This window comes from Streptomyces sp. NPDC002386 (assembly GCF_053593175.1).
This window is the reverse complement of record NZ_JBSFBX010000026.1, coordinates 20,148-46,263: the sequence shown is the minus strand read 5'-3', so window position 1 is coordinate 46,263 and position 26,116 is coordinate 20,148. Positions and strand designations below refer to the sequence as shown.

Annotated in this window: 25 protein-coding genes; 14 read left to right on the top strand and 11 right to left on the bottom strand. The window is 72.1% G+C overall.

Going from position 1 to position 26,116, the window contains the following annotated elements; translation table 11 throughout:
* The first annotated feature begins 131 nt into the window (after positions 1–131).
* The 3 genes from recA to ACWCPN_RS34010 all read left to right on the top strand — a co-directional run bounded on the left by recA (position 132) and on the right by ACWCPN_RS34010 (position 4,794).
* The gene (recA, locus tag ACWCPN_RS34020) at positions 132–1,253 is read left to right on the top strand and encodes a recombinase RecA (RefSeq protein WP_199212254.1); all 1,122 of its coding nucleotides are present in this window, start codon (positions 132–134) and stop codon (positions 1,251–1,253) included.
* 3 nt (positions 1,254–1,256) lie between these two features.
* On the top strand, positions 1,257–2,069 hold the full coding sequence (recX, locus tag ACWCPN_RS34015; RefSeq protein WP_451214351.1) for a recombination regulator RecX: 813 nt from the start codon (positions 1,257–1,259) through the stop codon (positions 2,067–2,069).
* Positions 2,070–2,265: 196 nt separating this feature from the next.
* Positions 2,266–4,794, top strand: coding sequence for an FtsX-like permease family protein (locus ACWCPN_RS34010; RefSeq protein ID WP_451214348.1), 2,529 nt, complete (start codon positions 2,266–2,268; stop codon positions 4,792–4,794).
* Between the two features lie 111 nt (positions 4,795–4,905).
* On the opposite strand, the gene ACWCPN_RS34005 is transcribed toward ACWCPN_RS34010, so the two are convergent.
* From ACWCPN_RS34005 to ACWCPN_RS33970, 8 genes are all read right to left on the bottom strand, one after another.
* Positions 4,906–5,319, bottom strand: coding sequence for a rhodanese-like domain-containing protein (locus ACWCPN_RS34005; protein WP_451214345.1), 414 nt, complete (start codon positions 5,317–5,319; stop codon positions 4,906–4,908).
* Entirely contained in the window at positions 5,316–5,912 is a 597-nt protein-coding gene (locus ACWCPN_RS34000) for a cysteine dioxygenase (RefSeq protein ID WP_451214342.1), read from the bottom strand. The genes ACWCPN_RS34005 and ACWCPN_RS34000 overlap by 4 nt, the downstream gene beginning before the upstream one ends.
* A gap of 68 nt (positions 5,913–5,980) precedes the next feature.
* Entirely contained in the window at positions 5,981–6,052 is a 72-nt protein-coding gene (locus ACWCPN_RS33995) for a putative leader peptide (RefSeq protein ID WP_309544753.1), read from the bottom strand.
* 91 nt (positions 6,053–6,143) lie between these two features.
* Positions 6,144–7,745 carry an FAD-dependent monooxygenase gene (locus ACWCPN_RS33990; RefSeq protein WP_451214339.1) on the bottom strand — a complete coding sequence of 534 codons (1,602 nt, stop codon included), beginning with the start codon at positions 7,743–7,745 and terminating at the stop codon, positions 6,144–6,146.
* Positions 7,746–7,923: 178 nt separating this feature from the next.
* Positions 7,924–8,847 carry an amino acid ABC transporter permease gene (locus tag ACWCPN_RS33985; protein ID WP_451214337.1) on the bottom strand — a complete coding sequence of 308 codons (924 nt, stop codon included), beginning with the start codon at positions 8,845–8,847 and terminating at the stop codon, positions 7,924–7,926.
* A complete protein-coding gene (locus tag ACWCPN_RS33980) occupies positions 8,844–9,509 on the bottom strand; it encodes an amino acid ABC transporter permease (protein WP_451214334.1) in 666 nt (221 codons plus the stop codon). The genes ACWCPN_RS33985 and ACWCPN_RS33980 overlap by 4 nt, the downstream gene beginning before the upstream one ends.
* Positions 9,510–9,584: 75 nt before the next feature.
* Entirely contained in the window at positions 9,585–10,421 is an 837-nt protein-coding gene (locus ACWCPN_RS33975; RefSeq protein WP_451214331.1) for a glutamate ABC transporter substrate-binding protein, read from the bottom strand.
* Between the two features lie 85 nt (positions 10,422–10,506).
* Entirely contained in the window at positions 10,507–11,283 is a 777-nt protein-coding gene (locus tag ACWCPN_RS33970; RefSeq protein ID WP_199212258.1) for an amino acid ABC transporter ATP-binding protein, read from the bottom strand.
* 296 nt (positions 11,284–11,579) lie between these two features.
* Between ACWCPN_RS33970 and ACWCPN_RS33965 the strand changes: the two genes are divergently transcribed.
* Positions 11,580–12,266, top strand: a complete 687-nt coding sequence (locus ACWCPN_RS33965; protein WP_451214328.1) for a response regulator transcription factor — start codon at positions 11,580–11,582, stop codon at positions 12,264–12,266.
* A 9-nt stretch (positions 12,267–12,275) separates the two neighbouring features.
* A complete protein-coding gene (locus ACWCPN_RS33960) occupies positions 12,276–13,721 on the top strand; it encodes an ATP-binding protein (protein WP_451214325.1) in 1,446 nt (481 codons plus the stop codon).
* Between the two features lie 9 nt (positions 13,722–13,730).
* Here the strand turns inward: ACWCPN_RS33960 and ACWCPN_RS33955 are convergent, their stop codons facing one another.
* The gene (locus ACWCPN_RS33955; protein WP_365129911.1) at positions 13,731–14,729 is read right to left on the bottom strand and encodes a TAXI family TRAP transporter solute-binding subunit; all 999 of its coding nucleotides are present in this window, start codon (positions 14,727–14,729) and stop codon (positions 13,731–13,733) included.
* Positions 14,730–14,835: 106 nt separating this feature from the next.
* Here ACWCPN_RS33955 and ACWCPN_RS33950 point away from each other — a divergent pair, with 106 nt between their 5' ends.
* From ACWCPN_RS33950 to ACWCPN_RS33935, 4 genes are all read left to right on the top strand, one after another.
* Complete coding sequence (locus ACWCPN_RS33950) at positions 14,836–15,243, top strand: pyrophosphohydrolase domain-containing protein (protein ID WP_451214321.1); 408 nt, start codon at positions 14,836–14,838, stop codon at positions 15,241–15,243.
* 206 nt (positions 15,244–15,449) lie between these two features.
* Complete coding sequence (locus ACWCPN_RS33945) at positions 15,450–16,196, top strand: PP2C family protein-serine/threonine phosphatase (protein WP_451214318.1); 747 nt, start codon at positions 15,450–15,452, stop codon at positions 16,194–16,196.
* Between the two features lie 33 nt (positions 16,197–16,229).
* The gene (gene miaB, locus ACWCPN_RS33940; protein ID WP_451214315.1) at positions 16,230–17,756 is read left to right on the top strand and encodes a tRNA (N6-isopentenyl adenosine(37)-C2)-methylthiotransferase MiaB; all 1,527 of its coding nucleotides are present in this window, start codon (positions 16,230–16,232) and stop codon (positions 17,754–17,756) included.
* A 121-nt stretch (positions 17,757–17,877) separates the two neighbouring features.
* A complete protein-coding gene (locus ACWCPN_RS33935) occupies positions 17,878–18,591 on the top strand; it encodes a class III extradiol dioxygenase subunit B-like domain-containing protein (RefSeq protein WP_451214313.1) in 714 nt (237 codons plus the stop codon).
* Positions 18,592–18,693: 102 nt separating this feature from the next.
* Here ACWCPN_RS33935 and ACWCPN_RS33930 read toward each other — a convergent pair whose 3' ends face one another.
* Positions 18,694–18,966, bottom strand: a complete 273-nt coding sequence (locus tag ACWCPN_RS33930) for an antitoxin (RefSeq protein WP_451214310.1) — start codon at positions 18,964–18,966, stop codon at positions 18,694–18,696.
* A gap of 25 nt (positions 18,967–18,991) precedes the next feature.
* The gene (locus tag ACWCPN_RS33925; RefSeq protein ID WP_451214307.1) at positions 18,992–19,300 is read right to left on the bottom strand and encodes a hypothetical protein; all 309 of its coding nucleotides are present in this window, start codon (positions 19,298–19,300) and stop codon (positions 18,992–18,994) included.
* Between the two features lie 179 nt (positions 19,301–19,479).
* Here ACWCPN_RS33925 and miaA point away from each other — a divergent pair, with 179 nt between their 5' ends.
* The 5 genes from miaA to ACWCPN_RS33900 all read left to right on the top strand — a co-directional run bounded on the left by miaA (position 19,480) and on the right by ACWCPN_RS33900 (position 26,073).
* On the top strand, positions 19,480–20,418 hold the full coding sequence (miaA, locus tag ACWCPN_RS33920) for a tRNA (adenosine(37)-N6)-dimethylallyltransferase MiaA (RefSeq protein ID WP_451214304.1): 939 nt from the start codon (positions 19,480–19,482) through the stop codon (positions 20,416–20,418).
* Between the two features lie 108 nt (positions 20,419–20,526).
* Entirely contained in the window at positions 20,527–21,048 is a 522-nt protein-coding gene (locus ACWCPN_RS33915) for a hypothetical protein (protein WP_451214385.1), read from the top strand.
* A gap of 66 nt (positions 21,049–21,114) precedes the next feature.
* Positions 21,115–21,984, top strand: coding sequence for a diaminopimelate epimerase (gene dapF, locus ACWCPN_RS33910; protein WP_451214301.1), 870 nt, complete (start codon positions 21,115–21,117; stop codon positions 21,982–21,984).
* A 282-nt stretch (positions 21,985–22,266) separates the two neighbouring features.
* Positions 22,267–24,432 (top strand): RelA/SpoT family protein, encoded by a 2,166-nt coding sequence (locus tag ACWCPN_RS33905; RefSeq protein ID WP_451214298.1) that lies wholly within the window; start codon positions 22,267–22,269, stop codon positions 24,430–24,432.
* 114 nt (positions 24,433–24,546) lie between these two features.
* The gene (locus ACWCPN_RS33900; protein WP_451214295.1) at positions 24,547–26,073 is read left to right on the top strand and encodes a M1 family metallopeptidase; all 1,527 of its coding nucleotides are present in this window, start codon (positions 24,547–24,549) and stop codon (positions 26,071–26,073) included.
* The last annotated feature ends 43 nt before the right edge of the window (positions 26,074–26,116 follow it).

The window sequence follows — 26,116 nt, the reverse complement described above, 5'->3', positions numbered from 1 at the left end:
TTTTGTCCCCTTTGGATGGGGTGTGTTCCCGGGTTATCCACAGGCCGGGCCTGCGTCGGGGCGCATTGTCAGTGGCAGGCGTTAGCGTCTTTGACGTGAAGCGATCGACTCAAGCAAACCGGGTGGAACCCATGGCAGGAACCGACCGCGAGAAGGCGCTCGACGCCGCGCTCGCACAGATTGAACGACAATTCGGCAAGGGCGCTGTCATGCGCATGGGCGAGCGGTCGATGGAGCCCATCGAGGTCATCCCGACCGGGTCGACCGCGCTCGACGTGGCCCTTGGCGTCGGTGGCCTGCCGCGCGGCCGTGTGGTGGAGATCTACGGACCGGAGTCCTCCGGTAAGACCACGCTGACCCTGCACGCCGTGGCCAACGCGCAGAAGGCCGGCGGCCAGGTCGCGTTCGTGGACGCGGAGCACGCCCTCGACCCCGAGTACGCGAAGAAGCTCGGCGTCGACATCGACAACCTGATCCTGTCCCAGCCCGACAACGGTGAGCAGGCTCTGGAGATCGTGGACATGCTGGTCCGCTCCGGCGCCCTCGACCTCATCGTCATCGACTCCGTCGCGGCGCTCGTCCCGCGTGCGGAGATCGAGGGCGAGATGGGTGACAGCCACGTCGGTCTGCAGGCGCGTCTGATGAGCCAGGCGCTGCGGAAGATCACCAGCGCGCTCAACCAGTCCAAGACCACCGCGATCTTCATCAACCAGCTCCGCGAGAAGATCGGCGTGATGTTCGGCTCCCCGGAGACCACGACCGGTGGCCGGGCGCTGAAGTTCTACGCCTCGGTGCGTATCGACATCCGCCGCATCGAGACCCTGAAGGACGGCACGGAGGCGGTCGGCAACCGCACCCGCTGCAAGGTCGTCAAGAACAAGGTCGCGCCGCCCTTCAAGCAGGCCGAGTTCGACATCCTCTACGGCCAGGGCATCAGCCGCGAGGGCGGCCTGATCGACATGGGCGTGGAGCACGGCTTCGTCCGCAAGGCCGGCGCCTGGTACACGTACGAGGGCGACCAGCTCGGCCAGGGCAAGGAGAACGCCCGCAACTTCCTGAAGGACAACCCCGACCTGGCCAACGAGATCGAGAAGAAGATCAAGGAGAAGCTGGGCGTGGGTGTCCGGCCGGAGAAGCCCGCCGCCGAGCCGGGCGCGGACGCGGCGGTCGCCGCCCCTGCCGACGACACCGCCAAGACGGCGCCCGCGGCCACCAAGGCCACCAAGCCCAAGGCCGCCGCAGCCAAGAGCTGACCCGTGACACGACGAACCGACTGGGCCGAGTACGAGTACGCCGACCCCGATGCCCCGCGGGGGAGGGGCACCGGGGCCGACACGGGCTCCGCCATGGCCGGCGACGACGGAGAAGGCACCGCGGGACCCGGCGGGTACGCGGGCGGCGCACCCTACGGGGACGGCACGAGCGGGACCGATCGCCCGGGGAGGGCCACCGGATCGCGGGGCGGCCGCGGGCGCGGCCGTGGCCGCCGGCGGAGCGGCTTCGGGGAGCCGCCCGCCGAGGACGAAGGCGCCCCAGGCTCGTCGAGGGCCGAGCGGGGGGAGTCTTCGGGGGACCCGGTCGAGCGGGCGCGGGCGATCTGTCTGCGCCTGCTCACCGGGACCCCGCGCACCCGCAAGCAACTCGCGGACGCCCTGCGCAAGCGCGACATCCCCGAAGAGGCGGCCGAGGAGGTGCTCTCCCGGTTCGAGGAGGTCGGGCTCATCGACGACGGCGCGTTCGCGGAAGCCTGGGTGGAGTCCCGGCACCACGGCCGCGGACTCGCCCGCCGCGCGCTCGCCCGCGAACTGCGCACCAAGGGCGTCGAGTCCACGCTGATCGACGAGGCCGTCGCCCAACTCGACTCCGAGCAGGAGGAGGAGACCGCCCGGGAACTCGTCGCCCGCAAGCTACGGGCCACCCGTGGTCTCGAGCGCGACAAGCGGCTCCGGCGCCTGGCCGGCATGCTCGCCCGCAAGGGTTATCCCGAGGGCATGGCCCTTCGCGTCGTCCGCCAGGCGCTGGAGGAAGAGGGCGAGGACACGGAGTTCCTCGAGGGCGAGGGCTTCTGACGGCGGGCGCCCGGACACCGAGCGCCGCCGGCCGCCTGCCGGGGTGGGGTTAGCCCCCGCCCAAGACGCCGGACCACCGCAGTGCTCCGGCCGCCCCGTGCGGGCGAGGGTGTACGCACGCCCCGGACCCCGGCTCACGCCGAGGCCCGACGGCGCACGGACAACCGGGACGCACAACAGAAAAGAGCCCGCTCCGATGATGCTGCGCTACGCCCTCAAGACCGTCCGCGCCCGCAAGGCGGGCTTCCTCGGCGCCTTCCTCGCCCTCATGTGCGCGGCCGCTCTGATCACGGCCTGCGGCACTCTCCTCGACACCGGCCTGCGCGGCACGATCCGCACCGAGCGCTATGCCGCGGCTCCCGTCGTGGTCTCCGCCGACCAGTACGTCCACCGCACCACCGTGAAGCACAAGAAGGGCAAGACCAAGGTCAAGCACAAGGCGAAACCCGTCGCCGAACGCGCCTGGCTGTCAGCCGACTTGGGCACCACCCTCGCCCGCGTCCCCGGCGTCGCCCGCGTCGTGCCCGAACTGACCTTCATCGCACAGCCCTTGACCCCGGCCGCCACCGGAGGCAGAGCCGCCTACGGGCACGCCTGGGAATCGGCCGCGCTGACTCCCTACCGGCTCACCGCCGGTGACGCGCCCAAGGCCACCGGCGATCTCGTCATCGACCACGACCTCGCCGCACGCGGCCACCTCCGGCCCGGAGACCGCCTCACCGTGCAGTCGACGCGGTCGCCGCGCGACTACCGGATCACCGGTATCGCCACTCCGTCAGCGCCGGTGCGCCACCAGACCTCGCTGTTCTTCTCGAGCGCGGAGGCCCGCCGGCTGGCCGCACACCCCGGGCAGGTCAGCGCCTTCGGTGTCCTGCCGGACAGCGGAGCCGACCCCGAAACGGTGCGGCAGGCCGTGACACAGGCGCTGCACGGCACCACCGCCAAGGTCAGCACCGGCGACGCCCGCGGTCCCGTGGAATTTCTGGACGCGGCCGCCGCCCGCACCCGGCTGGTCAGCATGGGCGGCGCGATGGGCGGCACCTCGCTGCTGGTGGCGGTGCTCGTGGTCGTCGGCACCTTCGCGCTCACCGTCCAGCAGCGCCACCGTGAACTAGCCCTGCTCCGGGCCATCGCCGCCACGCCCGGACAGGTCCGCAAGCTGCTCGGCCGGGAGGCGCTGATCATCGGCGCGGCGGCGGGCACCGCCGGAGCGCTCCTCGGGCTGCCGCTGGGCGGCCTGCTGCACTCCAGGTTCGTCGCCCTGGGCGCCGTACCCGACACGCTTCAGCACACCACCAGCGTCCTCCCTCCGTTCGCCGGCCTCGCCGCTACCCTGCTCGGCGCCTGGGCGGCGGCCCGGATCGCCTCCCGCAGGGTCGCCCGGATCCGTCCGGCGGAAGCCCTGGCCGAGGCCAGGACCGAGCACGGCCGGCCGGCCTGGGGGCGTATCGCCGCCGGTCTGCTGCTCCTCGCCGGCGGCATCGTCCTCGTCGCCGTCCTCACCGCCCTGCGCACCGAGCCCGCCTCGACCCCCGTCACCTTCCTCGCCGTCGTCGTGCTGTCCACCTCCGTCGCTCTGCTCGGTCCTCTCCTGGTCAAGGCGGCCGCGCTGCTGCTCGCCGTACCGCTGCGGCTCACCGGCCACGGCGGACGGCTCGCCACCGCCAACCTGCGCGGCAACGCCGCCCGGATGGCTTCCGTCGTCACCCCCCTCACCCTGCTCATCGGCATGACCTGCACCGTCCTGTTCGTCCAGTCGACCCTCGGCGGCGCCGCCCGGGCCCAGGCACGCGAGGGTGTCACCGCCGACTGGGTCGTCGCCGCCCAGGGACCCGGTGTCCCGGGTGAGGCCGCGCGGCTGCTGCGGGCCCGGCACGACACCGTCACCGAGGTGGTGCGCACCACCGTCCGTATCGGCCTCGACAAGTACCCCGCCCAGGGCGTCACCCCGGCCGGCCTCACCCGCACCTGGAACCCGCGGGTCACCGCCGGCTCCCTCGCGGACCTCGCGCCCGGCACCGTCGCCGTCAGCCGACTGGCGGCGGATCAGCATCACTTGAAGCCCGGAAGCAGCCTGAAGCTGACGCTCGGCGACGGGACGCCCGCCACGCTCACCGTCGTCGCCGTCTATGCCCGGGGTCTCGGCTTCGGCGACCTCACGCTCGCCCACGACCTCCTGGCCCGCCACATGGACAATCCGCTCGCCTCCTCCGTGCTCGTCGCCACGACCCGTACAAAGACACAACTCGTGACTACGCTCCGTGAGTTCCCGGGTCTGGAAATTCTTTCACCGGCTGCCGCCGACTCCCTTCAAGCCGAACGGCAGCAGGCGAACGCCGAGGTCAACTACCTGGCCATGGGACTGGTACTGGCATTCACGGCCATCGCGGTCGTCAACACCCTCGCGATGTCCGTCGCGGAGCGTGTGCGGGAGTTCGCCCTGCTCCGTCTCGCCGGCGCGACCCGCCGTCAGGTGCTGCGCATGCTCCGCACCGAGGCGCTGGCCGTGCTGCTCCTCGCCGTCGCGCTCGGCAGCGGCATTTCCCTCGCCGTGCTCACCGCGTTCAGCGTCGGCATGACGGGCCGGGCGGCCCCCGCGGTCACGCCGCTGCTGTACGGCGCCGTCGTCGCGGTGGGCGCGCTCCTGGCCCTCACCGCCAGTGCCCTCCCCGGGCGTGCGGCGCTTCGCGTCAGGGCGGTGACGGTGGCCACCGCGAAGGAGTAGAAGGAGCGGCGCCGGTGGCGGCGGCCCCGTGCCACCGCCGGACGTCGCCTTCCCGGCCGGAGGTCGTCTTCCCGGCCGGAGGCCGCGGGTCGCCTCCCGGCGGCGCCCCGCTCAGTCCGCCGCCGGCTCCACGGGCAGCCCCTCCGCCCGCCATGCCTGGAAGCCGCCCACCAGGTCCGTCGCCCGGTGCAGGCCCAGTTGTTGGAGGGAGGCCGCCGCCAGGCTGGAGGCGTAGCCCTCGTTGCAGATGACGACGACCCGCAGATCATGGCCGGTGGCCTCGGGCACCCGGTGGCTGCCCCGGGGATCGAGGCGCCACTCCAGTTCGTTGCGCTCGATGACCAGGGCACCGGGGATCAGCCCGTCCCGCTCGCGCAGCGCCGCGTACCGGATGTCGACCAGCAGGGCATCACCGGAGCGCGCCGCCTCGTGCGCCGCGCGCGCCTCGATGCGCCGGTAACCCGCGCGGACCCGCTCCAGCAACTCGTCGATGCCGGGCGGCCGCGCCGTCGGGTCGCCGCTCACTGCCAGTCCACCGGACGCTCGACCTGCTCCAGGCGCAGCACCGGGCCCGTGCGACTGTAGCGGCGGATCCGCGGCAGCGGCGGATAGTAGGCGTGGACCGAGATCGCGTGCCGGTCCGGGGACTCGTTGAGCACCTCGTGCACATGGTGGTGGCCGAAGGCGCGGCCGTGCCCGGCGGACAGCCGGCGCTCGCGGTCCACGTCCTCGGTGAGCTCCAGGGTCTTCCAGCCGTCGGTGGGGAGCCGGGCCGCCAGCGAGTACTCCTTGAGTTCGCCCGCAGCGGTGACGAAGGCGCCGACCGAGTCGGCGTGGTCGTGCCACCCGGTGCCACTGCCGGGCGGCCAGCCGATCAGCCAGGCCTCGCTGCCGCCGGGGCCCTCGAGGCGCACCCAGGTACGGCCCTCCGGGTCGAGCGGGAGCGAGGCGATCAGCTCGCTGTCGGCGGCCGCACGCCGCGCGAAGTCGAGGAGGTCCACCTGGGTCGGTGCCTGGACGCCGGCACCGGCCGCGGCAGGGGGTACGGAGGAATCGGTGGGCCCGTAGCGGGAGCCGCCCGCGGCGGGGGATGCGGAGGCAGTGGGGGAGACAGACACGTGCACCGTCCTGAGGGAGGTTCGCCGAATCGGACGCACGACGGCGCCCGGAAGAAAGGGAGCGAAATTCAGCAGGACGGGCGACACACGCAGCCCGCATAGCGGACGAGGTCCATATGGACCCTCCGCCACAGGCGCACACAGGTGTCGGTCACGATCCGGAGTACAGCACGCCGCCGGACACCGGTCAACTCACCGTCACCATGCGGACAGCGGGTGACGGAGTCCGGTTCATCGCACGCCGGTGCCCGTCTTCGCGTCCTGCTCGACCGCGCCGCCCACGGCCGCCTCCGCCGCCGCGTACAGGTCGGCCGGGCGTACCCCGCTCAGTGCGGTGACCAGGTGGCCGTCTGGGCGCACGAGCAGCACGCTGTGCGCCGGCGCACCCGGGTACTCCTCGGCGACCAGCAGTTCCGCCGGATGCGGCAGGGCGGTCACCGCGGCGGCGAGCCGGGGCATGACCCCGGCCGACACCCAGTGCTTTCGGTCCCACACTCCCGTGCCGGGTGCGATGAGGACGACGAGCAGCGTTCCCCGGCCCAGGCGGTCGCGCAGCCGTACGAAGGAACCATCCTCCGCCGTGACGCGCACGTCCGTGACCGGTGCGCCCGGCGCGGTCTCGACCGGGATCTCGCCCTCCAGGGGCCCCGGCGCGAGCGGCGAGTCGGCGTACGCCCCCGGCGCACCGAGTGGGCCGCGCCCCAGATGACCGTCGGTGAGCAGCGCGTCGTGGCCGCGTGCCGCGCCGGGGACGATGTGGCGCAGCCCGCCACCCCCACGCAGCACCGGCAGCACCTGGTCGGCGGCGCGCAGCCGGGCGGCGACCACCGCCCGGCGTTCGGTCTGGTAACTGTCGAGCAGGGGCTCGTGATGCCCGTGGTGCCAGGCCGGGGCCAGCTTCCAGGCGAGGTTGTCGGCGTCCCGGAGCCCCTCGTCCAGCCCCTGGGTGCCGAGCGCGCCGAGCAGGTGGGCCGCGTCCCCGGCCAGGAACACCCGGCCGGCCCGCCAGCGCCGGGCCAGCCGGTGATGGACCGTGTGGACACCGGTGTCGAGCAGCTCGTACGGGGCGGTGGCGCCGTCCGTCCAGCCCGCGAGGGTCTCGCGGATCCGGGCCACCAGCAGCTCGGGCGTGACCAGGTCCTTGCCCGGCGGCAGCAGCCAGTCCAGGCGCCACACACCGTGCGGGAGGGGGCGGGCGGTCACCTCCCCGGCCGAGGGCCCGGTCTGCCGCCACGGCGGCATCCGGTGGAGCAACGCCTGACGCTCCCGGGGAAGTTCCGTGCGCAGCGCGGCGACCGCGTGCCGTTCCACCGCCGTACGGCCCGGGAAGCGGATGTCCTGCAGTTTGCGCACCGTCGATCGGGGGCCGTCGCAGCCGACCAGGTAACTGCCGCGCCACCAGGTGCCGCTGGGGCCGCGGGTGTGCGCGGTGACGCCGGAGCGTTCCTGCTCCATGGAGTCGAGCCGGCTGTCCGCGGCGACCTTGACCAGCGGCTCGTCCGCGATGGCAGCGCGCAGAGCGCTGGTCAGCAGGTGCTGGGCGATGTGCAGTGGGGCGGGGTCCGCCGCGTCGAAGGTGATCTCACCCGTCACCTGCCGGCGCCGCACCGACCGGAATCCGGTCCATCTCATCCCCAGGTCACCGAGCGCGGTCCCGGTCAGCCGCTCCACCAGGGCGGCCGTGTCCTCGCGCAGTACGGCGGTGCGGGCCGGGCGCGGTTCGTCCTTGCCCGGGCCCTCGTCCAGGACGACGGACGGTACGTCCTGACGGGCCAGCGCCAGGGCGAGCGTGAGCCCGACGGGCCCCGCTCCGACGATGATCACCGGGTCCACGGCGCGGCGCCCCCTGCCCGCAGCGATGCCCTCAGGGATGTGTGTGAACAGAAGGTTGGAGCAGGGTGCACGATCACAGAATGTATGCAACCCATTGGCAGAGTTTGCGTCAAGCGACCGGAGGCAGTGGCGATCATGCCACTGCCTCCGGGGGCCGTATGGGTGACGTGACGGTCTGTCAGGCGATGCCACCGGGGCCGGCGCCTGCGCCGACACCGTCCCCGCCCGCCGTCGTACCCGGCGTGTCGGCGACGTCCTGGGCTCCCAGAACCGCACCGGTCGACTTCTTGCGCCGCCGCAGCCGGCCCTCGAGCCAGCTCGCGAAGGAGGTCAGCGAGAAGTTGATGACGATGTAGATCGCGGCCACCACGGTGAGACAGGCGATGATGTTGGCACCGTAGTAACCGCTCATCGTGTTCGCCGCGGAGAGCAGTTCGGGGAAGGTGAGGACCGCGCCGCCGATCGCGGTGTCCTTCACGATCACGACCAGCTGGCTGACGATCGCAGGCAGCATCGCGGTGACCGACTGGGGCAGCAGGATGAGCCGCATCACCTGGTTCTTGCGCAGGCCGATCGCGAAGGCGGCCTCGGACTGGCCCTTGGGCAGAGCGAGGATGCCGGCCCGGACGATCTCCGCGAGCACGGACGCGTTGTAGAGCACGAGACCGGTCACGACGGCGTAGAACGGCCGGTCGTTCGAACTGATGTTGGTGTACTGGGCGAACAGAGCCAGCCCGAAGATCATCAGGACCAGCACCGGGATCGCGCGGAAGAACTCGACGACGGCCGCCGCGGGCACACGTATTGAGGCGTGGTCCGAGAGGCGGGCGATACCCAGGACGGCACCCAATGGCAGCGCGATGACCATCGCAAGCGCCGCCGCCTCCAGGGTGTTCTGCAGACCCGGCCAGATGTACGTCGAGTACGCTTCCGAGCCGGTGAAGAACGGCTTCCACAGCACCCAGTCCAGCTGGCCCTTGTCGTCCAGGGCCTTGTACACCCACCACACGACGGCTGCGAGGACGACCAGGAAACCCGCCGTGTACAGGACGTTGCGCCGCTTGGCGCGGGGTCCCTGGGCGTCGTACAGGACCGAACTCATCGCTTCACCGCCACCTTCTTGCCCACCCAGCCGAGGATCAGACCGGTCGGCAGCGTCAGGCAGCAGAACCCGAAGGCGATGACAGCGGAGATGAGCAGCAGCTGTGCCTCGTTCTCCACCATCTCCTTCATCAGGAGCGCCGCCTCCGCCACGCCGATCGCGGCTGCCAGTGTCGTGTTCTTCGTCAATGCGATCAGCACGTTGGCCAGCGGGCCGACCGCCGCGCGGAAGGCCTGGGGCAGCACGATCAGGCCGAGCACCTGCGTGAAGCTCAGGCCGATGGCCCGGGCCGCCTCTGCCTGGCCGACGGGCACCGTGTTGATGCCGGCCCGGATCGCCTCGCAGACGAAGCAGGACGTATAGACGATCAGGCCGAGCACAGCCAGCCGGAAGTTGCTCGTGTCGACCACATTCGATCCGAAAGTGACGCCCAGCGTGTCCCGCAGGCCGAGGGAGGCGAACAGGATGATCACCGTGAGCGGGATGTTCCGCACGATGTTCACGTAGGCGGTGGCGAAACCGCGCATCAGCGGCACCGGCCCCACCCGCATGCCGGCCAGCAGCGTGCCCCAGATCAGGGAGCCCGCGGCGGACAGCAGTGTGAGCTGCACCGTCGTCCAGAAGGCGCCCAGAATGTCGTACTTGTCAAGAAAGTCGAACACGATCTCCCGTGCTTCCGCGTGTAGGGATGCCCGGGTGCGCCGCGGTCAGGGGCGGCGCACCCTTCGGGCGTTGCCTCAGCTCTTGATCTCGCCGATCTTCGGAGCCGGCTCGTTCTTGTATTCGGCCGGGCCGAAGTTCTTGTCCACGGCCTTCTGCCACGAACCGTCGGAGACCATCTCCTCCAGGGCCTTGTTGATCTTGGCCTTGAGGTCGCTGCCCTTCTTGACGCCGATGCCGTAGTTCTCGTTGGTCATCTTGAAGCCGCCCAGCTTGAACTTGCCCTTGAACTGGGACTGGGAGGCGTAACCGGCGAGGATCGAGTCGTCCGTGGTCAGGGCGTCGATCGCCTTGCTCTGCAGACCGGTCAGGCAGGCCGAGTACGTCGGGTACTGCTGGAGCTGCGCCTTGGGGGCCAGCTCGGCCTTGACGTTCTGCGCCGACGTCGAGCCGGTCACCGAACACAGCTTCTTCTTGTTGAGGTCCGCCGGCGACTTGATGGTCTTGTCGTTCGCGCGGATCAGCACGTCCTGGTGGGCCAGCAGGTACGGACCGGCGAAGTCGACCTTCTGCTGACGCTCCGGGGTGATCGAGTAGGAGGCGGCGATGAAGTTGACGTCGCCGCGCTGCAGCATGGTCTCGCGGTCGGCGCTCTTCGACTCCTTCCACTCGATCTGGTCCGCGCTGTAACCGAGCTTCTTCGCGACATAGGTGGCCACGTCGACATCGAAGCCCGCGTAGCCCTGCGGCGTCTTCTGGCCGATGCCGGGCTGGTCGAACTTGATGCCGATCGCGATCTTCTTGCCACCACCGGACGAGCTGCTGTCGTCGTCCTTGCCGCCGCCACAAGCGGTGGCACCCACCGCGAGGGCGAGTACGGCGGCCGAGGCGGCGGTGACCTTGCGGAGCTTCATGGGGAACATCCTTTGCGTGGTGAGAGAACGAGGCCGGTGAGGGACGGGCGACCCCGGAATGTCAGGGTGCGCCGGCTCCGCGCCGTCAGTGGTGCAGGATCTTCGACAGGAAGTCCTTGGCCCGGTCGCTGCGCGGCGCGCTGAAGAACTGGTCGGGCGCGGCCTGCTCGACGATGCGGCCGTCCGCCATGAAGACCACCCGGTTCGCGGCCGATCGCGCGAAGCCCATCTCGTGGGTGACCACGATCATCGTCATGCCCTCGCGGGCGAGCTGCTGCATGACCTCGAGGACCTCGTTGATCATCTCGGGGTCGAGCGCCGAGGTCGGCTCGTCGAAGAGCATGACCTTCGGGCCCATCGCCAGCGCCCGGGCGATGGCGACACGCTGCTGCTGACCGCCGGAGAGCTGCGCGGGGTACTTGTCGGCCTGGGTGCCCACGCCGACCCGGTCGAGCAGGGCGCGGGCCTTCTCCTCGGCCTGCTTCTTGTCCGCCCTGCGGACCTTGATCTGGCCCAGCATCACGTTCTCGAGCACGGTCTTGTGCGCGAAGAGGTTGAAGGACTGGAAGACCATGCCGACGTCGGCGCGCAGCCGGGCCAGCTCCCGGCCCTCATGGGGCAGCGGCTTCCCGTCGATCGTGATGGTGCCGGAGTCGATGGTCTCCAGCCGGTTGATGGTGCGGCACAGCGTCGACTTCCCGGACCCGGAGGGCCCGATGACCACGACGACCTCGCCGCGGGCGATCGTCAGGTCGATGTCCTGGAGCACATGCAACGCGCCGAAGTGCTTGTTGACGCTCTTCAGGACGACCAGTTCGTCGGTCGCGGCCACGTCTTCCTTGGCCACCGATACTTCGGTCATCGCTCTCGGGCTCCGTCCTCCTCGGTTTCGGTGGACAGTAGTGAGGCCCCGTGACCAGCGTCATCACATCTGAGGGGAATCTGAGCATCACGATCCGATAGCAATCGGACACGTGTCGTAGCACTTGCGTTCTGTGCCACGTATCGGGCGCATAACGGAAGCGGCAGGCAACCGGAACCCTCTTGACGCCGTCCTTGTCCATCGGCGTGACTTCCATCGTGCACGCGCGCGTGCACATGAGATACGAGCCGAACGAGAACGATGACCGTACGACCACTGAACCGGAGGGGGCGGCGATGAGACTGCTGCTCGTCGAGGACGACAACCACGTCGCCGCGGCCCTGTCCGCGGTCCTCGCGCGGCACGGGTTCGACGTCACCCACGCGCGCAGCGGCGAGGAGGCTCTCCAGGCGCTCGTTCCCGAGGGCGCCGGTTTCGGGGTGGTCCTGCTCGACCTGGGCCTGCCCGACCAGGACGGCTACGAGGTCTGCGGCAAGATCCGCAAGCGCACCAGCACCCCGGTGATCATGGTCACCGCCCGCTCCGACGTCCGCTCCCGCATCCACGGACTCAACCTGGGCGCTGACGACTACGTGGTCAAGCCGTACGACACCGGGGAGCTGCTCGCCCGGATCCACGCCGTCAGCCGGCGCAGCGTGCACGAGGACCCCGCGCCGGACGCCGCGACCGCGCTGCGGCTGGGAACCGTGCACATCGAGCTGCCCACCCGCCAGGTCAGCGTGGACGGCGCGGTGGTCCAGCTGACGCGCAAGGAGTTCGACCTGCTCGCGCTGCTCGCGCAACGGCCCGGTGTGGTCTTCCGGCGGGAGCAGATCATCAGCGAGGTGTGGCGCACCAGCTGGGAGGGGACCGGTCGCACCCTGGAGGTGCACGTCGCGTCCCTGCGCGCCAAACTGCGCATGCCCGCGCTGATCGAGACCGTACGAGGCGTCGGCTACCGGCTCGTCGCCCCGGCCGCGTAGCGGGGTCGGGTGCGCACCCGGCTGCTGCCGCTGCTCATCGTCCTGATGGCGGCCGTACTCCTCGCCCTGGGCGTGCCGCTCGCCGTCAGTCTGGCCGCCGCCCAGCAGCAGACGGTCGTCGTCGACCGGATCGACGACACCGCGCGCTTCGCCGCGCTCGCACAGTTCGTCACCGACGTCCCCACCGCGTCCCGGCCGTCCACCACGGACGAGCGCCGGCAGACCCTGCGCCGCGAACTGGACAGCTACCACGGCGTCTACGGCATCCGCGCGGGCGTCTTCTACAGCAATGACGCCGCCATGGCCAACGCCCCCGGCGACTGGCTCCTACCGCGGACGGGGGAGGTACGGGAGGCCTTCGACGAGGCGCTGCTCAGCCGCCGCAGCCACGATCCGCGGCAGGTGTGGCCCTGGCAGCGCGGCCGGCTGGTCGTCGCCTCACCGGTGATCCGGGACGGGGACGTGGTGGCGGTCGTGGTCACGGACTCGCCCACCGGACAGCTCCGCTCGCGCATCCTGCGCGGCTGGCTCGTCATCGGGGCCGGCGAGGTCGCCGCGATGCTGCTCGCCGTCGGCGCGGCGCTGCGGCTGACCGGCTGGGTGCTCAGACCGGTGCGGGTCCTGGACGCCACCACGCACGACATCGCCACCGGGCGCCTGAAGTCCCGGGTCGCGGTCGGCGGCGGCCCTCCGGAGCTCAGACGGCTGGCCCGATCGTTCAACGAGATGGCGGACAACGTCGAGGACGTCCTGGAGCAGCAGCGCGCCTTCGTCGCCGACGCCTCGCACCAGTTGCGCAATCCGCTGTCGGCGCTGCTGCTGCGCATCGAACTGCTCGCCCTGGAACTCCCGGAGGGCAACGCGGAGATCGCCTCGGTCCGCACCGAGGGCAAGCGTCTCGCGCAGGTCCTGGACGATCTGCTCGATCTGGCGCTGGCCGAGCACGCCGAGGCCGACCTCCGGCTGACCGACATCGGCGCGCTGGCCGAGGAGCGGGTGGCGGCCTGGGCGGCGGCCGCGGACGCCAAGGGCGTCCGGCTCACCGGCGACTGCCCGCCGACGACCGGCTGGGCCGATCCGATCACCCTGTCCAGCGCTCTGGACGCGGTGATCGACAACGCCGTGAAGTTCACGCCCGAGGACGGCACGGTCGAGGTCGCCGTCGCCTCCGTCGGCGACAGCACGACCGTCCGGGTCAGCGACACCGGGCCCGGCCTCACCGATGAGGAACTCACGCGCGTGGGTGACCGTTTCTGGCGCAGCGGCCGCCACCAGAACGTCAAGGGCTCCGGACTCGGACTGTCCATCACCCGCGCCCTGCTCGCCGCTGGCGGCGGCTCGATCGAATGCGCGCACCACGAGCCGCGGGGACTGACGGTCACGGTGACGGTGCCGCGCCACGCCGAACCGCGGCAGACACCCCTCTGGACAGCCGGAGGACCGGGGCCCGCGTGAAGCCGTCCGCTACGGCTTGACCGACTGGTAGTAGCGCCGGGCGCCCTCCTGCAGGGGCAGCGGGTCGGTGTAGATGGCGGTGCGCAGGTCGACGAGCTGCGCGGAGTGGACGTGGGCGCCGATGTCGTCCCGGCTCTTGATCACCGTGCGGGTCACCCACTCGGTGAGCCGGGGATCCATGTCCGCGCGCGTCATCAGCACGTTGGACACCGCGATCGTCGCCACCGTCGAACCGTGCTGCACGCGCGCGTACGCCGACTCGGGAATGTTGGTGGCCCGGTAGTATCGCCCGGCCTCGCCGGCCGCGTGCAGCGTGGCGACGAGGTCGCCGTCGATCGGGACGAACTTGAAGGCGCCCTTCCTGGCCAGCCCCTCCAGCCCCTTGGTGGGCAGGCCGCCCGACCAGAAGAAGGCGTCGATCCCGCCCTGCGCGAGTTGGGCGGGGCCGGTGTCTATGCCGTCCGACACCGGCGTGATGTCCTTGTGCGGGTCGATTCCGGCGGCCCTGAGCACCCGGTCGGCGATCAGCCGCACCCCGGAGTCGGGCAGCCCGGTGGCCACCCGCTTGTGCCGCAGGTCGGCGACGCTGTCGACGTCCGAGTCACGCGGCACGATGAGCTGTACGTAGTCGTCGTAGAGCCGGGCCACTCCGCGCAGCCGGCCGGACGAGCCGGGGTGCCGCTGCTCGTACGTCCCCACCGCGTCGGCCGCCGCGATCGTGAAGTCCGCCTGTCCGGTCGCCACCCGCTGGACGTTCTGCTGCGAACCGGCGCTGTTCAGCAGCTTCACCTTCAGGCCGGGCATGTCCTTCGCCATCTCGGTGCGCAGCCGCTCGCCGTACTCCTGGTACACCCCGCGGGACGTGCCGGTACTGAAGACGATCGTCCCGCTCGGTGGCTTCTCGCCCAGGGGCAGCAGCCACCACAGCAGCAGCCCGAGGGCCACGGCACCGGCGGCCGCGCTCTGCAGCGCCCGGCGCCTGCTGACACGGGGGAACACCTTGGACATGCGGGCGATCCTGCCAGCCGCCCGCGAGGCTGGCCAGGGCCGGGGTCACGCGGGGGCGCGGCGGCGGCCGGCCGGTGCTGTCGGTGGCGGCCGTTAGGGTCGCCGTATGAGCACTTCGCCCGCCCGTCTCGTCCGGGAGTTCCACCTCGCCTTCGGCCTCGACGCGCACAGCACGCCCACCGAGGTCGCTCCCGCACTGGCCGCGCACCGCGGGGAGCTCCTCGCCGAGGAGGCCGCCGAGGTCGCGGAGGTGTCGGTCGAGGGCCCGCTGGACCGGCTCGCGCACGAGCTGGCCGACGTGGTGTACGTGGCGTACGGCACCGCGCTGGTCCACGGCATCGACCTCGACGAGGTGATCGCCGAGATCCACCGCGCCAACATGAGCAAGCTGGGGCCCGACGGCCAGGTGGCCCGGCGTGCCGACGGCAAGGTGCTCAAGGGGGAGCACTACCGGGCGCCGGACGTGTCGGCCGTGCTGCGCCGCCAGGGCTGGACGGCGGGCGGCGCGGCCTGACCCCGCGGCCGGACGCCCCGCGATCCGGCGCGCGCCGGTCCGTCGTACGGCGGTGCCGAGCCCGCCGGGGCGGCCGGTGGCCACGCGCTGAGCCCGGCCGAGAGGGCGCCTAGGCTGGTGAGCGAGGATCTTGCCCGTGGCCGTTCCCATCCGGTCTCCGGCCGGGGCACCCGGGCCCGTCCCCTCAGCGAAGGCGGTGACGTGCCATGCCGTACGCGGTGGTGAGTGCGCTGAGCCATCCCGGGCTGGTCCGCGACCGCAACGAGGACAGCCTCGTCGCCGGACCGTGGACCCTGTGCGCCACGGTCACCGAGAACCCGCAGACCCTGGTCTTCCCGCTCGGCACCCCTCTCGTCGTCGCCGTGGCCGACGGGCTCGGCGGACATCCCGGCGGCCATGTGGCCAGCGCCCTGGTGGCCCGCCGGATCGCGGCCGCCGGCCCCGAACTCGACGGCGAGGACGCCGTCCGCGACGCCGTGGACGAGTGCAACCGCGCCCTTCACGCGGCCGGCGGCGGCGCGGGAGGCGAGTACGCGACCATGGGCACGACCGTGGCCGGAGTCGTCCTGCGGCCCGGCTCCCTGCTGGTGTTCAACGTGGGCGACAGCCGGGTCTACGCGGCCGGCCGGGCCGGGCTGCGGCTGCTGAGCGTGGACGACCGCCCCCCGCCGGATTCCGCGTGGGGCAGAACCCACCTCGTCACCCAGTGCCTGGGCGGCGGCGCCGCGTACCGTCCCGTCCGCGCCCATGTGACCGCGCGGCCGCTGTCGGCCGGCGACCGCTGCCTGATGTGCACCGACGGCCTGACCGACCCGCTGCCGGACGACGTGATCGACGGGGTGATGCGCGAGCACGACGACGGCCGGGCGGCCTTCGAGCTCTGGAAGGCCGCCGTCACGGCGGGCGGCCCGGACAACATCACGCTGGCCGTCGTACGTGTGGCGGACGAGTGAAAGGGCCCTTCGGCGAGCACCTACCCTTGACCCATGACCAGCAGCAGCGACCGGAGCCTCGCAGTGGACGTCCAGGGACCGAAGACCTACGAAGTGCGCACCTACGGGTGTCAGATGAACGTCCACGACTCCGAGCGGTTGTCCGGGCTGCTCGAGGAGGCCGGCTACGTACGCGCCCCCGAGGGATCGGACGGGGACGCCGACGTCGTCGTGTTCAACACGTGCGCGGTGCGTGAGAACGCCGACAACCGGCTGTACGGCAACCTCGGCCGGCTCGCGCCGAAGAAGGCCTCGCGCCCCGGCATGCAGATCGCGGTCGGCGGCTGTCTGGCGCAGAAGGACCAGGACACCATCGTGAAGAAGGCGCCCTGGGTGGACGTCGTCTTCGGTACGCACAACATCGGCAAGCTGCCCGTCCTGCTGGAGCGCGCCCGCGTCCAGGAGGAGGCGCAGGTCGAGATCGCCGAGTCCCTGGAGGCCTTCCCCTCCACGCTGCCCACGCGGCGCGAGAGCGCGTACGCGGCCTGGGTGTCGATCTCCGTCGGCTGCAACAACACCTGCACCTTCTGCATCGTCCCGGCGCTGCGCGGCAAGGAGAAGGACCGCCGCACCGGCGACATCCTGGCCGAGATCGAGGCTCTGGTCGGCGAGGGCGTCTCCGAGATCACGCTGCTGGGCCAGAACGTCAACGCCTACGGCTCCGACATCGGCGACCGCGAGGCCTTCAGCAAGCTGCTGCGCGCCTGCGGCGGCATCGAGGGCCTGGAGCGGGTGCGGTTCACGTCCCCGCACCCGCGTGACTTCACCGACGACGTCATCGCCGCCATGGCCGAGACGCCGAACGTCATGCCGCAGCTGCACATGCCGCTGCAGTCCGGCTCGGACACCGTCCTGAAGGCGATGCGCCGCTCGTACCGGCAGGAGCGCTACCTCGGGATCATCGAGAAGGTGCGGGCCGCCATCCCGCACGCGGCGATCACCACCGACATCATCGTGGGCTTCCCCGGCGAGACCGAGGAGGACTTCGAGCAGACGCTGCACGTGGTCCGCGAGGCCCGCTTCGCGCAGGCGTTCACCTTCCAGTACTCCAAGCGGCCCGGCACCCCCGCCGCCACCATGGAGGACCAGATCCCCAAGGAGGTCGTCCAGGCCCGCTACGAGCGCCTGGTCGCCCTTCAGGAGGAGATCTCCTGGGAGGAGAACAAGAAGCAGGTCGGCCGCACCCTGGAGCTGATGGTGGCCGAGGGCGAGGGCCGCAAGGACGGCGCCACCCACCGGCTGTCCGGCCGGGCCCCCGACAACCGCCTGGTCCACTTCACCAAGCCGGAGCAGGAGGTGCGCCCCGGTGACGTCGTCACCGTCGAGGTGACCTACGCGGCCCCGCACCACCTCCTCGCCGAGGGCCCCGTCCTCGACGTGCGCCGCACGCGCGCGGGCGACGCCTGGGAGAAGCGCAACGCCGCCGAGGCCGCCAAGCCGGCCGGCGTGCTGCTCGGTCTGCCGAAGATCGGTGTCCCGGCGCCGCTGCCCGCGGCGGCGAGCGGCTGCGGCTGCGACTGAGCGGTACGGACGGCGGCCGGCGCGCGGACCGACCCGGGCCCCGGCGCGGGAGGCCGCAAGGCCGGCGCGGGACTCGGCGTGGGGTGACGCTCCGTCTCCGGACGGCGTTACCCTGCCGATCATGCTTGTCGCCGCCGCTGTCTGTCCCTGCCCGCCGCTGCTCGTGCCCGAGGTGGCCGCGGGTGCCGCGCCTGAACTGGACCCCGTGCGCGCGGCGTGTGCCAACGCGCTCGGTGTGCTCGCCGCCGCCCGCCCCGACACACTCGTGGTCGTCGGGCCCGCCGGGCTTGGCGGACGCGGATGGCACCCGCAGGGTGCTCAGGGGTCCTTCCACGGTTTCGGCGTCGACGTCTCCGTACGGCTCGGCCCCGCCGGGGACGCCGTCGGCGAGCGTGCGCTGCCGCCGTCGCTGGCCGTCGCCGCCTGGCTGCTGGAGCGCACCGGCTGGGCGGACGCCCCGATCGAGGGACTCGGCGTCGGGGAACCGCTCGAACCCGAGCGGTGCGTGGAGACCGGCAGGGAGCTGGGCGCCCGCGCCGGGCGGACCGCGATGCTGGTGATGGGCGACGCGAGCGCCTGCCGCACCCTCAAGGCGCCGGGCTATCTCGACGAACGGGCCGCCCCCTTCGACGCCGCGGTGGCGCGCGCCCTCGGCACGGCGGACGTGGCCGCGCTCCAGGCACTGGACCCCGGGCTGGCGTACGAACTGAAGGCCTCCGGACGCGCGCCGTGGCAGGTGCTCGCCGGCGCGGCGGAGGGGGCGGGCCTCGATGGCGCGCTGCTGTACGACGACGCGCCCTACGGCGTCGGATACCTGGTCGCCGCCTGGTCGTAGGCCCGGAGCGGGCCATCGGGCGCGGCCGAGGGTGGCGGCACGCAGACGGCGGACGGCCGGGAGTCACGGTGCTCCGCGGCCGTCCGGCAATCCGTCAGCCGTTCAGGAGGTGGGCGGCGGCCCCTCCGGCCGGGCCGGCGGCTGCGCACCGCTGACGCGCGGCTCCTCCTTGTGCGCGAGGCGGTCCATCGCCTCCTTCGCCTTGCCCGTCCCGGCGTGGATCCGCTCGGTGTACTTGCCCTTGGTCCGCTGGTCCACGGTCCGCGCGGCCTTGTCGATGCCGTGCTGCACCTTGTCCCCGTGCCGGCTCGCCAGATCCGACACCTTGTCCTTGGCCGGACCCAGCCTGGCCTTCATGTTGTCCAAGAGACCCATGCTCCACCTTCCCTGAGGGGGACGGTCACCTGCGGGCGCCCTCACCGGCCTCGCTGTCGGCGGCCTCGTCCGCGGACTGCTGCTTGGGGATCTCCGCGGCTTCGCCACCCTCGGCGTCCCCGGCCACGCGGGTTGCCGAGGCCTCCGTCGCGGGGGCCTCGCCTTCGTGTCCGTCCTCGGCGGAGCCCGTCGCCTCCGTGGTCTCCGTGGTCTCCGCGCTCTCGACCGCCTCCGGTGCGGCGGCCTCTTCCGGCGCGTCGACGCCGACCGCCTCGGCCGCCGCCGTCTCCTGCTTCGCCTTCGACCTGCCGAGAAGCCGTGCAAAAACGCCCATAACCACTCCATACGTTACTCGTGCGGGCGAAATCCCGCGTCAAGCGGTGCGTCCGATTGCGCCACCCGGCTCACCGCCTCCGAAGACCGAGCGGGCGGTATCTCGGTGCAACGAACCGGGACGCGCGCTGTCACGTAACTCGTTCGAGGAGCGGCGGCGAGGTTTGCGAGACTGGTGCGGTGAGCAGCGCAGCCCCCGCCCCCCGCGTCATCGCCGTCGTCGGCCCCACAGCGGCCGGAAAGTCCGATCTCGGCGTATTCCTGGCCCAGCGACTCGGCGGCGAGGTCGTCAACGCCGACTCCATGCAGCTGTACCGGGGGATGGACATCGGCACCGCCAAGCTGACGCCCGAGGAACGGGCCGGCGTCCCGCACCACCTGCTGGACATCTGGGACGTGACGGTCGCCGCCTCGGTCGCCGAGTACCAGAAGCTGGCCCGCGCGCGCATCGACGCGCTGCTCGCCGAGGGACGCTGGCCGATCCTGGTCGGCGGCTCCGGGCTGTACGTACGCGGAGCCGTCGACAACCTCGAGTTCCCCGGCACCGACCCCGTGATCCGGGCCCGTCTCGAAGAGGAGCTGGTACTGCGCGGCTCCGGCGCGCTGCATGCCCGCCTGGCCGCCGCCGACCCCGACGCCGCCCGCGCCATCCTGCCCGGCAACGGCCGCCGCATCGTCCGCGCCCTTGAGGTGATCGAACTCACCGGGCAGCCCTTCACCGCCAACCTCCCCGGCCACGACTCCGTCTATGACACCGTGCAGATCGGTGTGGACGTGGCCCGCCCCGAGCTCGACGAGCGCATCGCGCTCCGCGTCGACCGGATGTGGGATGCGGGGCTGGTGGACGAGGTGCGCGCGCTGGAGGCGCGGGGGCTGCGCGAGGGCCGTACGGCCTCCCGCGCGCTGGGCTACCAGCAGGTACTGGCCGCGCTCGCCGGGGACTGCACCGAAGCGGAGGCGCGGGCCGAGACCGTGCGCGCCACCAAACGCTTCGCGCGCCGCCAGGACTCCTGGTTCCGGCGCGATCCGCGGGTGCACTGGCTGAGCGGCGCCGCGGCGGACCGCGGCGAACTCCCACGGCTGGCTCTGGCCGTGGTCGAACGACCGGTCACAGCCTGATCACGTGATGGCATCGGGATGCGCCGCCGGTCAACGCGGCCTCTGACACCGTGCCATCATCGAGCTTCGATCGACCAAGTGGAGTCCTAGTTGGGAGGGCGCGTGGCGATGGAGGCCGGCCCTCGCGACACCGCACGAAGTGCCGAGATCACGACCGACCCCGGTGAACCGGAACAGGGCGACGACCGTCTGACCGACGACGCGGAGCGTCTCGCCGACGACGGCCCCGACGTCACCGACGGCGGCGTCACCGCCGACGGCCCGGCGCCCGAGGAGATGTACGCGAGCGGTCCGGAGGTCGAGGTCGAGCTGCGTCCGCAGCGGCGGCTGCGTATCTGGCAGCTCGCGCCCATCGTGGCCCTGGCCGCGGGCGGCTCCCTGATGTTCGCCTTCCCGCTCGCCTTCGACTTCGGCGACAGCGGCGCGGTCATCGCCATGCTGGGCCTGCTGATCTGCTCCTGCGCCGCGGGCTGGGGCATGATGGCCGCCCGCCGGGTGGGCTACACCTGGCCGGGTCTGCCGGCCCGCGGCTCCGGACGCCGCCCCGACTGGCGGGTCGTCCTCGCCTACGTGCTCCTGGTGGCCCTCGTGGCCGTCCTCGCGGTGTGGCGCGTGGCCCGGCTGCGCTAGGGGGCGTCTCCCCGCCCGTCCCCGGCCGTCACCGCCGCTGTCGTACCGACCCCGTACGATCGAGGAATGAGCACGCGGATCGCCTTCCTCAAGGGCCACGGCACCGAGAACGACTTCGTGATCGTCCCGGACCCGGAGAACACCCTCGACCTGACCCCGGCCGAGGTCGCCGCCCTGTGCGACCGCCGGGCCGGCATCGGCGGCGACGGGGTGCTGCACGTCGTGCGGTCCGCCGCGCACCCGGAGGCCAGGGACATGGCCGCCGAGGCCGAGTGGTTCATGGACTACCGCAACGGCGACGGCTCGATCGCGGAGATGTGCGGCAACGGCACCCGTGTGTTCGCCCGATACCTCCAGCACGCCGGCCATGTGGCCGAAGGCGACATCGCGATCGCCACGCGCGCGGGTGTGAAGCGCGTCCACATCGCCAAGGACGGAGACGTCACCGTGGGCATGGGCCGCGCGCGCCTGCCCGAGGGCGATGTCACGGTGAGCGTGGGTGAGCGCAGCTGGCCCGCGCGCAACGTGAACATGGGCAACCCGCACGCCGTCGCCTTCGTCGACGATCTCGCCCACGCCGGGGACCTGTACTCCCCGCCGCCGTTCGCCCCCGCCACCGCCTACCCGACGGGCGTGAACGTCGAGTTCGTCGTGGACCGCGGCCCGGGGCACGTGGCGATGAGGGTGCACGAGCGCGGTTCCGGCGAGACCCGCTCGTGCGGCACGGGCGCGTGCGCCGTCGCCGTGGCCGCCGCCCGCCGGGACGGCGCCGACCCGGCCCGTACCGGTACCCCGGCGACGTACACCGTGGACGTGCCCGGCGGCCGCCTGGTCATCACCGAGCGGCCCGACGGCGAGATCGAGATGACCGGACCCGCCGTCATCGTCGCCGAGGGCGAGATCGACGCCGAGTGGCTGGAAAGCGCGCTCCGCTGACCTGCCGAGATGCCGGTCGTGGCAGTCCCGGGCGCCCGGATCAGCGATTTCCGGTTGCCGGGACCATTCGAAATCGCGGCCGAGCGCAGTGCAGGTGGCGCAAACTCTAAACCTCCACGTCGTCGCTCGATTGGGTGATCCGTTTCACGCTCGGCGAGAGGCGGTCAGCCGCACGTGATGGGCTCGGTAGCATCAAGCACCGGCACGGACGGGGGAACGTCGCCATCCCTGAGCCGCGCACGCCCCGGGCTCCGTCCGCCGGTCCACGAGCCGGAGGTGCCCATGAGTGCGGAGGCCACGAACCCTGCGAACCCCGGCCCGGCCGCGGCAGCGCCCGCGGCGGTCCGCCGGAAGTCCCGGGCCAGGATCGACCTGCGCCGGCTCGGCCGGGCCGCGCTGCTCGGCCCCACCGCGCGCGACAAGCTTCCCGACGCCATCGGCCACGTCGTCGACGCGCACCGCGCGCACCACCCCGACGCGGACCTCGAACCGCTGCGCCGCGCCTACGTCCTGGCCGAGTCCTCGCACCGCGGCCAGATGCGCAAGAGTGGCGAGCCGTACATCACGCACCCCCTGGCCGTGACCCTGATCCTCGCCGAACTCGGCGCGGAGACGACGACCTTGACGGCCTCCCTGCTCCACGACACCGTCGAGGACACCGACGTGACACTGGATCAGGTGCGGGAGGAGTTCGGCGAGGAGGTGCGTTATCTCGTCGACGGCGTCACCAAGCTGGAGAAGGTCGACTACGGGGCCGCCGCCGAGCCCGAGACCTTCCGCAAGATGCTCGTCGCCACGGGCAGCGACGTGCGGGTGATGTCGATCAAGCTCGCCGACCGTCTGCACAACATGCGCACCCTCGGCGTGATGCGCCCCGAGAAACAGGCGCGGATCGCCAAGGTCACCCGGGACGTCCTCATCCCGCTCGCCGAACGCCTCGGCGTGCAGGCGCTGAAGACCGAACTGGAGGACCTGGTCTTCGCCATCCTCCATCCCGAGGAGTACGAACACACCCGGGAACTGATCGCCGGGAACGCGGCCCATCCCGACGACACGCTCGCGGAGACCGCCGAGTCGGTCCGCGCGGTGCTGCGCGAGGCCGACATCGCCGCCGAAGTCCTCATCCGCCCCCGGCACTTCGTCTCCGTCCACCGGGTGGCCCGCAAACGGGGACAGCTGCGCGGCGCCGACTTCGGCCGGCTGCTGGTGCTCGTGGCGGAGGACGCCGACTGCTACGGCGTCCTGGGCGAACTGCACACGTGCATGACGCCGGTCGTCTCCGAGTTCAAGGACTTCATCGCCGTACCCAAGTTCAACCTCTACCAGTCGCTGCACACCGCCGTCGCCCACGCGGACGGGCAGGTCGTCGAGGTCCTGATCCGCACCCACCAGATGCACCGGGTCGCGGAGGCCGGCGTCGTCGCGCTCGGCAACCCCTATGCCCCCGGGGCCGACGACCCCGCCGACGGCGAGCGCGCCGACCCCACCCGCCCCGGCTGGCTCTCCCGCCTCCTCGACTGGCAGGAGGCCGCGCCCGACCCCGACACCTTCTGGTCCACCTTGCGCGAGGACCTCGCCCAGGACCGTGAGATCACCGTGTTCCGGCCGGACGGCGGCGCCCTCGGCCTGCCCGAGGGCGCCAGCTGCGTGGACGCCGCCTACGCCCAGTACGGCGAGGACGCCCACGCCTGCATCGGCGCCCGCGTCAACGGCCGCCTGGCCACCCTCAGCACCGTGCTGCGGGACGGCGACGCGGTCCAGCTCCTCATGGGCCAGGACCCGGCGTCCGAGCCCTCCCGCGAATGGCTGGAGCACGCCCACACCGCCGCCGCGCGGATCGCCATCCAGCGGTGGCTGGCCGCGCATCCCGGCGGCAGCGCTGAGGCGCCGGCCGAAACGCGGACCGAGGAGGCGGAACGTGCCGCCGGGAGCGGGGCCGGCGAGGCGGCCTTCCGGCCCACCGAGGCCGAGAGCGCCGGCGTCGCCCGCCCACGCGGCGCCGACGTGCTCCTGGACCGGCCCGGAGCCACCGTCCGGCTCGCGGGATGCTGTACGCCCGTACCGCCGGACGGGATCACCGGTTTCGCCGTGCGCGGGGGAGTGGTGACCGTGCACCGCGTGGAGTGCGCCGCGGTGGCGGAGATGACGAACCGGGGGCGCACCGAGATCGACGTGCGCTGGGGGGACACCACCGAGTGCCGGGTCACCCTCGTCGCCGAATCGTTCGGCCGCCCGCATCTGCTTGCCGACCTGACCGAGGCGATCGCCCTGGCCGGCGTCGACATCGTCTCCGCGACCGTGGAACCCCCCAGCCAGCAACGGGTCCGCCACACCTACACCCTCCAGCTCCCCGACGCGGCGCACCTCCCGGCCCTCATGCGGGCGATGCGCGACGTGCCGGGGGTGTTCGACGTGGCCCGGGCCCAGCACCAGGCGCCCGCCTCCTGAGGGGACGCCGAAGGCGGCCGGATTCCTGAAGAAGGCTCTGCGGGACCAACCCGATCGGGTGGGCCCGGCGCGCGTCGCCGTCGTGCCGCACTTGCGCGCTGGTAGCGGTGGTGCATGCCGCTCACCCTCCGCCGGGGCCTGACCCTCCGCCCCTTCCGCCGCCGGAAGGCCGCCCTGCTCGCCTCCGCCGTCTCCGTCTGCCTGCTCGCCGCCGCTGCCCCGGCCGAGCCCCTGGGCGTCGGAGACCGGCTCTTCCCGACCCTGGGCAACCCCGGATACGACGTGGCGTCGTACGACCTGTCCTTCACCTACACCGGGAAGAACGACAAGCCACTGCGGGCCGTCACCACCATCAACGCCTGGACGACCACCGGCCTGGACCGCCTCAACCTCGACTTCGCGCACGGCACCGTCGAGTCCGTCGAGGTGGACGGCCGCCCCGCCGCCTTCACGAGCGCGGGCGAGGACCTGGTGGTCACACCGGACCACCGGCTGCCCCGGGGAAGCTGGACCCGGATCACGGTGAAGCACACCAGCGACCCGGTCAGCGCCAAGGGCCAGGACGGCGGCTGGGTGCGCACCACCGACGGCCTCGCGATGGCGAACCAGGCCGACGCCGCCCACCTGGTCTTCCCGTGCAACGACCACCCGTCCGACAAGGCGATGTTCACCATCCGGGTCACCGCCCCGAACGACTACACCGCCGTGGCCAACGGCCTGCCCGCCGGCGCCGAGCGCGTCGGCCGCGCCACCACCTGGACCTACCGCACCCAGCACCCCATGGCCACCGAGCTCGCCCAGGTGTCCATCGGCCGCTCCGCCGTGGTGCGCCGCGAGGGACCGCACGGGCTGCCGGTCCGCGACGTCGTGCCCAGCGCCGACCGCAAGGCGCTCGAACCGTGGCTCGCGAAGACGCCCGGCCAGATCGCCTGGCTGGAGAGCAAGGTCGGCTCCTACCCGTTCGAGACCTACGGGCTGCTCATGACCCAGGCCTCCACCGGTTTCGAACTGGAGACGCAGACGCTGTCGCTCTTCGAGAAGGACCTCTTCACGAAGCCCGCCTACCCCGCCTGGTACGTCGACTCGATCATGGTGCACGAGCTGTCCCACCAGTGGTTCGGCGACAGCGTCAGCCCGCGCACCTGGTCCGACGTCTGGCTGAACGAGGGGCACGCCACCTGGTACGAGTCCCTCTACGCCCAGGAGAAGTCCAAGCACTCCATGGCGGACCGCATGAAGGACGCCTACGGCGCCTCCGACCGCTGGCGGGCCGAGGGCGGCCCCCCGGCCCGGCCCAAGGCGCCCGCGCCCGGCCAGAAGATCAGCATCTTCCGGCCGAACATCTACGACGGCGCGGCGCTGGTGCTCTACGCCCTGCGTCAGGAGATCGGCACGCGGGCCTTCGACCGCCTGGAGCGGACCTGGGTCCGGGACCACCGCGACTCGACCGCCACCACCGCCGATTTCGTCCGCCAGGCCTCAGCCGTCGCCGGCCGCGACCTGACCGGCTTCTTCCAGCCCTGGCTGTACGGCGAGAAGACCCCGCCGATGCCCGGCCACCCGGACTGGAAGAGCGGCAAGTCCGCCAAGGAACCCAAGCGGGACAAGCGCGGCAAGAAGGGTGCGCCGGTCCGGCGATAAGGCGGTGACGAGCCGTGCCGCGCCGTGCGACCATCTTCGGGTC